Raw genomic sequence first — 11,693 nt, forward strand, 5'->3', positions numbered from 1 at the left:
CGCGCCTCGGGCAACGAGCGCCGCGTGCGGTGCGAGAATGAGGGTGATGCCCGACACACCCAGCGACGGCTCGCGCCCCTCCGGTCCCGTCCCGTCACCCGCCGCGCCCGCCGGCTCGCACCTGTCGACGTTCGCCTCCGTGCGCCGCCTGTACCCCTACGTGCGGCCCGCGGTGCCGCGCCTGCTCGGCGGCTTCCTGTCCGCCCTCGGCGCGAGCCTCGCGGCGCTCGCCATCCCGCGCGTGCTGCAGGCCATGGTCGAGGGGCCCCTCACCGAGGGCGCCCGCACCCACGACGCCGGCGCGCTCGTCGGCCCGGTCCTGCTCGTCCTGGCCCTCGGCCTGCTCGAGGCCGGGCTCATCCTGCTGCGCCGCAACCTCGTCATGTACCCGGGCACGCGCGTCGAGGCGGAGATGCGGATGGCGCTGTTCCGCCACCTGCAGGACCTGCCCGTCGCGTTCCACGACCGCTGGCCCGGCGGGCAGCTGCTCAGCCGCATCATGGGCGACCTCGGCCTGCTGCGCCGCTGGCTCATCTTCGGCCTGCTGCAGCTCGTGGTCAGCGCGATCACGATCGTCGTCGGCGTCGGCATCCTGCTCGCCACGGCCGGCTGGCTCGGGCTGGTCTACCTCGCCGGCGCCGTCCCGGTGGCGATCATCGTGTTCCGGTTCTCGCGCCGCTACCGCGTCATCGCGCGGCTCTCGCAGGACCAGTCCGGCGACCTCGCCACCACCGTCGAGGAGTCCGTGCACGGCATCCGCGTCCTCAAGGCGTTCGGCCGCGGCCGGGACGCGCTCCAGACGTTCACCGGGCAGGCCGAGCAGCTGCGCCGCACCGAGATGCGCAAGGCCGGCAACCAGGCCACCGTGACGGCCGCGCTGCAGCTCATCCCCGAGCTGACCATCGCCGTGTGCCTCGTGCTCGGCGTCTGGCTCGCCGCGCAGGGCCAGGTCTCGGTCGGCTCGCTCGTCGCGTTCTTCATGACGACCGCGGTCATCAACGGGCCCGTCGTCGACCTCGGCATGACGCTGTCGATGACGCTCAACGCCCGCACCGCCGTCGACCGCTTCTGCGAGGTCATGGAGACCCCGAACCGGCTCGCCGACCCGGACGAGCCCGTCACGCCGCCCGCGCCGCGCGGCCACGTCGCCCTGCGCGGCGTCGCGTTCCGCCACGAGGACGCCGCCACGCCCGTGCTGCGCGGCGTCGACCTCGAGCTGCCCGCCGGCACCACCACCGCGCTCGTCGGCCTCACCGGCTCGGGCAAGTCGACGCTCGCGATGCTCGTGCCCCGCATCCTCGACGTCACCGCCGGCGCCGTCGAGATCGACGGCGCCGACGTGCGCCGCCTGCGGCGCGCCGACGTGCGCGCCCGCGTCGCCGTCGCGTTCGAGGACCCCACGCTGTTCTCCGCGTCCGTGCGCGACAACGTGCTGCTCGGCGTGCCCGACACCCTGCCGCCCGCCGAGCGCGAGGCACGCCTGCACGAGGCGCTCGACGTCGCCCAAGCCCGCTTCGCCTACGACCTGCCCGACGGCGTCGACACCCGCATCGGCGAGGAGGGCCTGTCCCTGTCCGGCGGGCAGCGCCAGCGGCTCGCCCTCGCCCGCGCCATCGCCGCGCGCCCGCCCGTGCTCGTGCTCGACGACCCGCTGTCCGCGCTCGACGTCGCGACCGAGGAGGCCGTCACCGCCCGGCTGCGCGACGTCCTCGCCGGCACCACGAGCCTCGTCATCGCCCACCGGCCCTCGACCGTGGCGCTCGCGGACCGCGTCGCCGTCCTGCAGGACGGCCGCATCACCGCCGTCGGCACGCACACCGAGCTGCTCGCGACCGACGCGCACTACCGGTACGTCATCTCGAGCCTCGAGGCCGACTGGGAGCGCGCCGAGCACGCCGACGGCGCCCGGCCCGACGAACCCGACGACCGCCCGAGCACGCAGGAGGCCGCCCTGTGAGCGCCACCGACCGGCCGCGCCGCCGGCCCACCGACGCCACCGCCGACGACGCCACCCGCCTCGACACCGCCACCTCGCGCGCCGTGCGCGCCCGCTCCCTGCACCTGCTCGGCGAGCTCCTGAGGCCCCGCGCACGGCCGCTGGCGGGCGCGGGCGCCCTGGTCGTGGTCGCCACGCTCGCCCAGGTCGCCGGGCCGGCGCTCGTCGCGGTCGGGATCGACACCGCGGTGCCCGCCCTCGTCGACGGCGACCCCGGCCCGCTCGTCGCCGTCGGCGCCGCGTACCTCGTCGCGGCCGTCGTCGGCGGCCTGTGCGCGGGCGCCTACGTGCGCGCCGCCGCGCGCATCGCCCAGGGCGTGCTGCTCGAGCTGCGCCGGCGCGTCTTCCGCCACACCCAGCGGCTGTCCCTGGAGTTCCACGAGTCGTACACCTCCGGGCGCATCATCAGCCGGCAGACGTCCGACCTCGAGGCGCTGCGCGAGCTGCTCGACGGCGGGCTGACGGGCGTCGTGTCCTCGCTGCTGCTCATGGTCTTCACCGGCGTCGCGCTGTTCGTCGCCGACTGGCGCTCGGGGCTCGTCCTCGCCGGCGCGCTCGTGCCCGCGTGGCTGCTGACCCGCTGGTTCCAGCGGCGCTCGCAGCTGTACTACCGCCAGCAGCGCACCGCCTCCGCCCGCCTCATCGTGAAGTTCGTCGAGACGATGACGGGCATGCGCGCCGTCCAGGCGTTCCGCCGCGAGGCGACGACGGAGGCCGAGTACGCCCGGCTCGGCGAGGAGTACCGCGACGCCAACCTGCGCATCTTCGGCGTCAACGGCCGCTACCAGCCCGGCCTCGTGCTCATCGGCAACGTCACGGTCGCGGTGGCGCTCGCGCTCGGCGGCTGGCGTGCGCTGCAGGGCGACCTCGAGGTCGGCGTGCTCGCCGCGGCGCTGCTGTACGTCAAGCGGTTCTTCCAGCCGATCCAGCAGCTCGGCATGTTCTACAACGCGCTGCAGTCCGCGGTCGCGGCCCTCGAGAAGGTCTCGGGCCTCCTCGCCGAGGAGCCGACCGTCGTCGAGCCGAAGAACCCCGTGCCGCTGCCGCACGCGCGCGGCGAGCTGCGCCTGGAGCACGTGACGTTCCGCTACGGCGACGGGCCCGTCGTGCTGCCCGACCTCGACCTGACCATCCCGGCCGGGCAGACGGTCGCGCTGGTCGGCACGACGGGCGCGGGCAAGTCGACGCTGGCCAAGCTCGTGACGCGCTTCTACGACGCGACCGAGGGCCGCGTGCTGCTCGACGGCGTCGACGTGCGCGACCTGTCCACGCCGGACCTGCGCCGCGCCGTCGTCATGGTCACCCAGGAGGCGTACCTGTTCAGCGGGTCGGTGCGCGAGAACATCGCCCTGGGACGCCCCGACGCGACGCAGGAGGAGATCGAGGCGGCCGCGCGGGCCGTGGGCGTGCACGACGTCGTCACCGCCATGCCCGAGGGGTACGACACCGACGTCAACAAGCGCGGCGGGCGCGTCTCCTCGGGCCAGCGCCAGCTCCTGAGCTTCGCGCGCGCGTTCCTCGCCGACCCGGCGGTGCTCGTGCTCGACGAGGCCACGAGCTCGCTCGACATCCCGGGCGAGCGGCTCGTCCAGCACGGGCTGCGGACGCTGCTCGCCGACCGGACGGCGATCATCATCGCGCACCGGCTGTCGACGGTCGCGATCGCCGACCGCGTGCTCGTCATGGAGCACGGCCGGGTCGTCGAGGACGGGCCGCCCGCCGAGCTCGCCGCCGCCGGCGGCCGGTTCGCCGCGCTGCACGCCGCCTGGCGCGACTCGCTCGTCTGACCGCGCCGGGTCTCTCAGCGCCGCAGCTGCGACAGGCGCACCGGGTCCACGACGACGCCCCGCTCGGAGCGCACCCACCACGCGCCGGTGCGGCGCCGCTCCTCGGGCGTGGTGTACCGGTAGCGGTACATCCGGGCGCGGACCCAGCGGGGTCGCTCGCCGTCGAACGGGTCGCGGCGCAGCAGCCGCAGCGTCGCCGGGTCCGCCTCGAGCAGGCGCAGCAGGAACCGCTCGAACCACAGGTGGCCGCCCGAGCCGAGCGGCAGGAACCACATGACCCAGTCGAGCCGCAGGTGGTACGGCGCCACCTGCGGCGGGCGGCGCATGACGTCGCCCGGCTTGCCCCGGAACTCGTACTCGCGCCAGTCGTCCGGGCCGGGGTGCTCCGCGAGCGTGCCCTCGACGACGACCTCGTCGCGCCGGCGCGTCACGGTGCCGAACGCGCCGTACGCGTTGACGAGGCGCAGCGGGTCGAAGCTCGCGTTCATGAGCTGGTGCCGGGAGGCGAGGTTGAGCGCGGGCCGGACCGACAGCGCCGCGAGGCCCGCCACGGCGAGCGTCACGACCACGACGTACGCGACCGGCAGCCCGCCCGGCGCCCCGCCGGCCGCCCCGCCCGCCGCGGTGCCGGCGTCGGGCACGAACGGCAGCCAGCCCAGCAGGAACGCCCACGTGGTGTCGGAGACCATCGCCGCGCCGAGGACGATCGCGGCCCAGTTGAGCCACGCGAAGTTGCCCGTCACGACGAGCCAGCCCTGGGTGAGCACGACGGCGATGCCCGCGACGCTCGGCAGCGGCTGCGGCAGCCACAGCAGCCACGGCAGGCCGAGCTGGGTCACGTGGTTGCCGACGACCTCGACGCGGTGCCACCAGCGCGGCAGGTGGTGGGCGTGCCAGCTGAACGGGCCCGGCATGGGCTGGGTCTCGTGGTGGTAGTCGAGCGCGGTCAGGTCGCGCCACTCGCGCCCGCCGCGCCACTTGATGAGGCCCGCGCCGAGCTCGAGGCGGAACAGCAGCCAGCGGGCGGCGAGCACCACGAGGAACGGCACGGGCACCGCGTCCGAGCCGAGCCACGCGACGAGGAACGCCATCTCGCACAGCAGCATCTCCCAGCCGAAGCCGTAGAACCGCTGCCCGACGTCGACGATCGACAGGTACAGCCACCACAGCAGCAGGAAGACGAGCGTCGGCACCCACCACGGGCCCGCCTGCGCCAGCCCGACCACGACGCTCAGGGAGCCGACGACACCGGTCCACCCGACCACGGCCAGCAGCCGGTCGTCGTAGCGCCAGTGGAACAGCGAGGGGGCGTCCCGGAAGCGCACGCGCGCGGTGAACGCGGGCACCGGCGTCAGGCCCCGCTCGCCCAGCAGGGGGCGGAACTGGCCCAGCGCCTGGACGAACGCGAGGCACAGCAGGGCGGCCACGCCGCGCTGCAGCACCTGGCGGGCGACGTCGTAGTCGTCGGTGGCCCACCAGCCCGCGAGCCACGTCCACCACTCGGGCATGCCGCCACGCTAACCGTGCCGCGCGGGCCACACCCGGGGTGCCGGCGTCAGGCGGCGGCGCCCACGGCCACCAGGCGGTCGATGAGGGCGCGGGCCGGGGGAGTGGGGGCCCCGACCGTGAGCGCGACGACCCGCCGGTGCGCGCCGGGCAGGGCCACGGCGTCGACGCCGGGGTGGCGGTGCGCCCGGAGGGCGAGCGACGGCAGCAGGCTCACGCCCACCCCCGCGGCCACGAGGGCCTGCACCGCGACGTAGTCGTCCGTCTCGAACGCGATGCGCGGCGCGAAGCCGGCCGCGCCGCACCGGGCCACGAGATCGGCCCGGCAGCGCTCGCACCCCGCGATCCACGTCGCGTCCTCGAGCGCCTCCATCCCCGGCACCGCCGCCCGGCCGTCGGACGGCCGCACCAGGTGGACCGCCTCGGTGAGCACGTCCGTGACCTCGAACCGCGCCAGGTCGTCGAGCGTGCGCGCGTGCCGCACGTCGGTGTGCTCGAACACGAGCGCCACGTCCACCTCGCCCGACGCCAGCGCGGCGAGCGCCTCCGGCGGCTCCGCCTCGACCAGGCCCACGCTCACGCCCGGGTGGTCGACCGCGAGCCGCGCGACGGCGTCGGGCACGAGCGTCGCCAGCGCCGACGGGAACGCCGCCAGCCGCGCACGCCCCGCGCGCAGGCCGGCCAGCGCGTCGAGCTCGCGCTGCGCGCCCTCCACCCGCCCCAGGATCTCCTCGGCCCGCGCCGCGAGAAGCCGCCCCGCCTCCGTCAGGCGCACGCCGCGGCCCGCGCGCTGCAGCAGCGGGATGCCCGCCTCCGCCTCCAGCCGTGCCAGGTGGTGGCTCACCGACGGCTGCGCGTAGTGCAGCTCGCGCGCCGCCGCCGTCACCGACCCCGTGCGCGCCACGGCGGCCAGCACGCGCAGACGCGTCAGGTCGAGGCTCGCGGACACGCCCCCAGCGTACGCCGCACCCATCGACCGTGGCGATGGACGGACTAGAGAACAGGCATTGGACCTATGGGTGCGAGGTACGGACCCTGGAGGAGTGACCCCACCCGGCATCCAGGACGTCCTCGCCGCGCTCAACCTCCTCCGCGGCCTCGGCGCCCGCGTCGAGGTCGTCGCCGTCCAGTCCGCCGCCTCCCCGGCCGCGCACGACTCCTGGCACGCCCGCGAGATCCTCACCCGACCCAACCGCACCCGCGCCGAGGGCCTCGCGGTCGGGACCGGCTTCGCCCTCACCCAGCAGGTCCTGCGCGAACGCCTCACCGACTTCCTCCTCGTCACCGACGACGACATCACCCGCGCCCAGCGCCTCTACCTCACCGCCGCCCGCACCGTCGCCGAAGGAGCCGGCGCGGCGGCGCTCGCGGCCGTGCTCGCGCACCCCGCCCGCTTCGCCGGCCGGCGCATGGGCGTCGTCTGCTCGGGCGGGAACGCGAGCGAGGCCGAGCTCGTCCGCGCGCTCGACGGGGCATGACCCGCGGGCGTGGCTAGGCTCGGCCCATGGCGCGCTACGTCGACATGCACCCGGTGGACCCGCAGCCCCGCCTCGTCGGGCAGGTCGTGGCCGCGCTGCGCGACGGCGCGCTCGTCGCCTACCCCACCGACTCCGGTTACGCGCTCGGCTGCCGGCTCGGGCAGCACGACGGCACCGAGCGGATCCGTCAGATCCGCCGCCTCGACTCGGGGCACCACTTCACGCTCGTGTGCGCGGACTTCGCGCAGCTCGGCCAGCTCGTGCGCCTCGACAACAGCGCGTTCCGCGCGATCAAGGCGTCGACGCCCGGCCCGTACACGTTCATCCTGCCCGCGACGCAGGAGGTCCCGCGCCGCCTCGCGCACCCGAAGAAGAAGACCGTCGGCGTGCGCATCCCGGACTCCGCCGTCGTGCAGGCGATCCTGCGCGAGCTCGGCGAGCCGCTCCTCAGCTCGACCCTCATCCTCCCGGGGAGCGACGCGCCCCTCACCGACGGCTGGCAGGTCAAGGAGGAGCTCGACCACGTCGTCGACGTCGTCGTGGACGGCGGCGAGGTCGTCGCCGAGCCCACGACCGTCGTCGACTGGTCCGAGGGGTTCCCCGAGGTGGTCCGCGTGGGCGCGGGCGACCCCTCGCGCTTCGAGTGACCCCCGGCACGCGGACGCGCAGGTCGCGGACGCACGCGCCCCGATAGGGTTCGACGCATGAGCGACCGTGGACTCCAGCTGGCCCGAGACAAGATGCAGGCGGCGGGCGTCGCACCCGCCGCGATCGAGACGTTCACCCGCTTCTACCGGCTCCTGGAGTCGGGGGAGACGGGTCTCGTGCGCGAGGACGACGTCGAGCCCCTGACCGGCCTGCAGCGGCACGCCGACCTCGAGATCTCGGAGGCCGACGCCGCCGACGCGCTCGCGCGCACCGCGATCGTCAAGCTCAACGGCGGCCTCGGCACCTCGATGGGCATGGACCGCGCCAAGTCGCTGCTCACCGTGCGCGAGGGCGCCGACGGCGAGCAGCTCACGTTCCTCGACGTCATCGTCGGCCAGGTGCGCGAGGCGCGCCGGCGCACGGGCGCACGCCTGCCCCTGATCCTCATGAACTCCTTCCGCACGCGCGACGACTCGCTCGCCGCGCTCGCGCGGTACGACGACCTCGCCGTCGAGGGCCTGCCGCTCGACTTCCTGCAGAACCGCGAGCCCAAGCTGCTCGCCGACACGCTCGAGCCCGTCGAGTGGCCCGCCGACCCGTCGCTCGAGTGGTGCCCGCCCGGCCACGGTGACCTGTACCCCGCGCTGCACGCCTCGGGCGTGGTGCGCGCGCTGCTCGACGCCGGGTTCCGGTACGCGTGCGTGTCCAACTCCGACAACCTCGGGGCCGCGCCCGACGGCGAGATCGCGGCCTGGTTCGCGGCGTCGGGCGCCCCGTACGCGGCCGAGATGTGCCGCAAGACGCCGGCCGACGTCAAGGGCGGCCAGCTCGTGGTGCGCAAGTCCGACGGGCGCATCATGCAGCGCGAGACCGCGCAGACCCACCCGGACGACCTCGACGTCTCGCTCGACGCCGAGCGGCACCCCTACTTCCACACGAACAACCTCTGGTTCGACCTCGAGGCGCTCGCCGCCGAGCTCGACCGTACGGGCGGCGTGCTCGAGCTGCCGCTCATCCGCAACGAGAAGACGGTCGACCCGACCGACCCGTCGTCGCCGAAGGTCGTCCAGATCGAGTCGGCGATGGGCGCCGCGGTCGCGGTCTTCGAGGGCGCGACGGCGATCGAGGTGGGCCGCGAGCGGTTCCTGCCCGTCAAGACGACGAACGACCTGCTCGTGCTGCGCTCGGACGTCTACGAGCTCACCGACGACTACCGGCTCGTGGCCCAGGTCGACGCGCCGCTCGTGAAGCTGTCCGGGGTGTACAAGACGATCGCGCGGTTCGACGAGCGGTTCCCCGGCGGCGCGCCGTCGCTGCGCGAGGCGACGTCCCTGACGGTCGAGGGGGACTGGACGTTCGGGTCGGGCGTACGGGTCATCGGGGACGGGCGCCTGCCCGACGCCGGGTCCCCGCAGACCGTGCCCGATGGCGCGCTCGTGACCGCGGCCGGCGTCCAGGGCTGAGGCCCGGGCCGTCAGCCCGCGGGGACGTCCACGACCCGTTCGGGACCCGGGACGGGCGTGAGCGTCCCCGCGGACGCCGCGGCGACGTCGTCGTGGAGCCGGGGGAGCGCGGACGGCGGCACGAGGACGGTGAAGCGCGCGACGTCGAGGTACTGCGCGCCGGCGAGCACGGCGCCGTGCGTCGAGGCCCAGTCGCGCAGCACGTGGTCGAGCCGCCCGGCCTCGCCGTGCGGGACGTCGAGGGTGACCTCCGTCAGGACCCGCCGGCTCACGAGCTGCGCCCGGTCGAGCGCCTCCGCGACGGCGCCGGAGTAGGCGCGCACCAGCCCGCCGGCACCGAGCAGGACGCCGCCGAAGTAGCGCGTCACGACCGCGACGACGTCGGTCACCCGGCGGTGGCGCAGCACCTCGAGCATGGGCACGCCCGCCGTGCCGGAGGGCTCGCCGTCGTCGCTCGAGCGCTGCCGGTCCGCGTGCGTGCCGAGCACCATCGCGACGCAGTGGTGGCGCGCGTCCCACATCTCCTTGCGCAGGCGCGCCACGACGGCATCCGCCTCCTCGACGTCGCGCACGGGCGCGAGGTGCGCGAGGAACCGGGACCTGCGGACGACCAGCTCGTGGTCGACCGGGGCGGCGATCGTCGACGGCAGGTCCGGGTTCACCCGGCGAGCCTACTCGACACGCCGCGCACGGGTCGTTGAAAAAGTGTGCCAAGCACCGAGAATGGCAGCCATGACCGACGAGCCGACGACGTCCGGGGCCCGGACGACGGCACCCACGGCCGCCCCGCGCTACCCGCGCCCGACCGTGTCCCTGGGCGAGGCCGACTGGGTCTGGCGCGAGCTGTCGGTCGAGGCGCTGCGGCCGGACGGCAAGCCCGAGACCGTGCGGCTCGCGGTGATCGCCGGCCTCACGCGGGCGACCGGCGCCCGCTACGGCGACCTGCTGCGCGTGCGCGTCGAGGACCTGCGCCTGCCGGCGCCCGGGCCGCGGACGGGGGAGGGGAGCGTCGTCGTCCGGCACGGCAAGCACCGCACGCCGCGCGAGCACCGGCTGCCGCCCGAGGTCGTCATGGTGCTGCGCCACTGGATGACGGTGCGCGAGGAGCTCGCGGCCGAGCTCGAGGGCTCGGTGCCGCGGGCGCTGCTTCTCACCGTCCACCACACGCACGACAACGGCGTCACCGTCTCGAGCGGGCTGCCGATCACGCGCCAGGGCCTCGTCCTGTCGTGGCGCCGGTTCGTCCACCGCACCAACGCCCGGTACGGGGGTCTGCGTCCGCCGCTGCCGACCCGTTTCGAGCAGGTGCGCCGGGCATGGACGGAGGCGGGCGTGCACGACCCGGGCCGCGACGTCGTGCCGTCCGAGACCGCGTAGCCGCCAAGCTCCATGTCGTCAGATAAATAGTGTGCCAAGCACCTATGACAAGTTGAGCCCACCAGCCTGCACCGGCTGACCTGCCCAGACCGCCGGGGCGGCGGCCCGAGTCAGCGGGTCGGGATGCCGAGGAAGGGAGCCGCCGGCCGGTGGGACGGCAGCTCGCGGAACCCGACGCGGTCGTAGAAGGCGCGGGCGGCGGTGTTGGCCGGGTCGTACCCGAGATGGACGCCGGGGACCCCGCGCGCGGCGAGGGCGGTGCGCAGCGTGTCGACGAGGCGCCGGCCGTAGCCGCGGCGCTGCGCCTCGGGCAGCAGGTCGATGTGGAGGTGCGCGGGGTAGGCGGCGAGCTCGTCGTCGGGCAGGAGCATGCGCCGCGGGGTGCGTCCGTCGCGCAGCAGCGCCGTCTCGGGGTACGACGGCGCCGCCCCGGGGCGCAGCGGCGGGCCCGGCTCGGGGTGGCGGCGCACGAAGCCCGGTGCCCACTCGCGCTCCCACCACGCGACGAAGTCGGCCGTGTCGGCGACGCCGATCACGTAGCCGACGAGCCGGCCGTCCTCGACGCGCAGGCGCTCGTCCCCGGCGTCGCCGGGGTGGCCAGTCCCCGCGGGGGCGCCGTCCGGGTGCACGACGACGAACGCCAGGTCGGGTGCGTAGGTGACGTAGGGCAGGGCGTAGACCTCGGGCATGAGGAGGTCGTCGGAGTACAGGCCGCGGGCGTCGCCCCCGGCGGCCGCGGTGCGGACGCAGACCTCGGCGACGGCATCGCGGTCGCCGGCACGGTACGGACGGATCACGGCCCCCACCCTGGCAGGACCGGGACGGGGGCCGTGAAGGGCTTTCGGGACGGGCGGCTCAGCCGGCCTTGGCCTCGCGTGCCTGGCGGGCGGCGCCGAGCTCGCTCGTCGCGCCCTCGGTCGAGAGCCCGCCGCCCGCGCTCTCGAGGTGCGCACGGACGAACCAGTGGAAGAGCTCGAGCTCGTGCAGGTGGCCGATGAGGAGGTCGTTCGTGACGTCGTCGAGCTCCTCGGTGTCCTTCGCCGCCTTGCGGTGCGACTCGATGACGCCCTGGTACACCTCGTCGAGGGCCCCGAGGTGCTCGATCGCGGTCGCGCGGCCCAGGTGGTAGTCCTCCCAGGTGCGGGCCTTCACGAGCGCTCCGGGCGTGCCGACGGGCACGCCGCCGAGCGTCGCGATGCGCTCGGCGATCGCGTCGGTCATGGCCCGCACGGCGTCCACCTGCGGGTCGAGCATCTCGTGCACCGCGATGAAGTGCGGGCCGACGACGTTCCAGTGCACGTGCTTGAGCGTCAGGTGCAGGTCCGTGAGCGAGTTGAGGCGTTCCTGGAGGATCTCCGCGACCTTGGCGCCGTCCTCGGGCGTGAGGGACGGGACGGTGTAGCGGGGAAGGTCCTTGCGGGCAGCCATCATCAGGCCT

The 11,693-nt window shown here is 75.1% G+C and carries 11 protein-coding genes; 6 read left to right on the forward strand and 5 right to left on the reverse strand.

Annotation, left to right across the window (positions count from 1 at the left end; translation table 11 throughout):
* Nucleotides 1–46 precede the first annotated feature (46 nt).
* On the forward strand, nt 47–1,957 hold the full coding sequence (locus tag ISOVA_RS07685) for an ABC transporter ATP-binding protein (RefSeq protein ID WP_013838673.1): 1,911 nt from the start codon (nt 47–49) through the stop codon (nt 1,955–1,957).
* Nucleotides 1,954–3,783 carry an ABC transporter ATP-binding protein gene (locus tag ISOVA_RS07690; protein WP_013838674.1) on the forward strand — a complete coding sequence of 610 codons (1,830 nt, stop codon included), beginning with the start codon at nt 1,954–1,956 and terminating at the stop codon, nt 3,781–3,783. Before ISOVA_RS07685 ends, ISOVA_RS07690 begins: the two co-directional genes overlap by 4 nt.
* A gap of 14 nt (nt 3,784–3,797) precedes the next feature.
* On the opposite strand, the gene ISOVA_RS07695 is transcribed toward ISOVA_RS07690, so the two are convergent.
* Both ISOVA_RS07695 and ISOVA_RS07700 read right to left on the reverse strand, forming a co-directional pair.
* A complete protein-coding gene (locus tag ISOVA_RS07695; RefSeq protein ID WP_013838675.1) occupies nt 3,798–5,291 on the reverse strand; it encodes a lipase maturation factor family protein in 1,494 nt (497 codons plus the stop codon).
* Nucleotides 5,292–5,338: 47 nt separating this feature from the next.
* Nucleotides 5,339–6,238 carry a LysR family transcriptional regulator gene (locus tag ISOVA_RS07700; RefSeq protein ID WP_041294814.1) on the reverse strand — a complete coding sequence of 300 codons (900 nt, stop codon included), beginning with the start codon at nt 6,236–6,238 and terminating at the stop codon, nt 5,339–5,341.
* 94 nt (nt 6,239–6,332) lie between these two features.
* Between ISOVA_RS07700 and ISOVA_RS16045 the strand changes: the two genes are divergently transcribed.
* From ISOVA_RS16045 to ISOVA_RS07715, 3 genes are read left to right on the forward strand one after another with little or no spacing between them, the layout of a single operon-like run.
* A complete protein-coding gene (locus tag ISOVA_RS16045) occupies nt 6,333–6,767 on the forward strand; it encodes a pyridoxal-phosphate dependent enzyme (RefSeq protein WP_233275855.1) in 435 nt (144 codons plus the stop codon).
* Between the two features lie 26 nt (nt 6,768–6,793).
* Nucleotides 6,794–7,414, forward strand: a complete 621-nt coding sequence (locus ISOVA_RS07710; protein ID WP_013838677.1) for an L-threonylcarbamoyladenylate synthase — start codon at nt 6,794–6,796, stop codon at nt 7,412–7,414.
* Nucleotides 7,415–7,471: 57 nt separating this feature from the next.
* Nucleotides 7,472–8,878 carry a UTP--glucose-1-phosphate uridylyltransferase gene (locus ISOVA_RS07715; RefSeq protein ID WP_013838678.1) on the forward strand — a complete coding sequence of 469 codons (1,407 nt, stop codon included), beginning with the start codon at nt 7,472–7,474 and terminating at the stop codon, nt 8,876–8,878.
* A gap of 11 nt (nt 8,879–8,889) precedes the next feature.
* On the opposite strand, the gene ISOVA_RS07720 is transcribed toward ISOVA_RS07715, so the two are convergent.
* Nucleotides 8,890–9,540 carry an IMPACT family protein gene (locus tag ISOVA_RS07720; protein WP_013838679.1) on the reverse strand — a complete coding sequence of 217 codons (651 nt, stop codon included), beginning with the start codon at nt 9,538–9,540 and terminating at the stop codon, nt 8,890–8,892.
* A gap of 70 nt (nt 9,541–9,610) precedes the next feature.
* Here ISOVA_RS07720 and ISOVA_RS07725 point away from each other — a divergent pair, with 70 nt between their 5' ends.
* Entirely contained in the window at nt 9,611–10,255 is a 645-nt protein-coding gene (locus ISOVA_RS07725; RefSeq protein WP_013838680.1) for a site-specific integrase, read from the forward strand.
* A 110-nt stretch (nt 10,256–10,365) separates the two neighbouring features.
* Here the strand turns inward: ISOVA_RS07725 and ISOVA_RS07730 are convergent, their stop codons facing one another.
* Together ISOVA_RS07730 and ISOVA_RS07735 are read right to left on the reverse strand one after the other, a co-directional pair.
* Entirely contained in the window at nt 10,366–11,052 is a 687-nt protein-coding gene (locus ISOVA_RS07730) for a GNAT family N-acetyltransferase (protein WP_013838681.1), read from the reverse strand.
* Between the two features lie 58 nt (nt 11,053–11,110).
* The gene (locus ISOVA_RS07735; protein ID WP_013838682.1) at nt 11,111–11,686 is read right to left on the reverse strand and encodes a Dps family protein; all 576 of its coding nucleotides are present in this window, start codon (nt 11,684–11,686) and stop codon (nt 11,111–11,113) included.
* Between the last annotated feature and the right edge of the window lie 7 nt (nt 11,687–11,693).

Source organism: Isoptericola variabilis 225 (genome assembly GCF_000215105.1).
Taxonomy (GTDB): Bacteria; Actinomycetota; Actinomycetes; order Actinomycetales; family Cellulomonadaceae; genus Isoptericola; species Isoptericola variabilis_A.

Coding starts and splice junctions, on each gene's coding strand:
- ISOVA_RS07685 (WP_013838673.1), top strand. CDS start 47: ATGCCCGACACACCCAGCGACGGCTCGCGCCCCTCCGGTCCCGTCCCG.
- ISOVA_RS07695 (WP_013838675.1), bottom strand. CDS start 5,291: ATGCCCGAGTGGTGGACGTGGCTCGCGGGCTGGTGGGCCACCGACGAC.
- ISOVA_RS07710 (WP_013838677.1), top strand. CDS start 6,794: ATGGCGCGCTACGTCGACATGCACCCGGTGGACCCGCAGCCCCGCCTC.
- ISOVA_RS07715 (WP_013838678.1), top strand. CDS start 7,472: ATGAGCGACCGTGGACTCCAGCTGGCCCGAGACAAGATGCAGGCGGCG.
- ISOVA_RS07725 (WP_013838680.1), top strand. CDS start 9,611: ATGACCGACGAGCCGACGACGTCCGGGGCCCGGACGACGGCACCCACG.
- ISOVA_RS07735 (WP_013838682.1), bottom strand. CDS start 11,686: ATGATGGCTGCCCGCAAGGACCTTCCCCGCTACACCGTCCCGTCCCTC.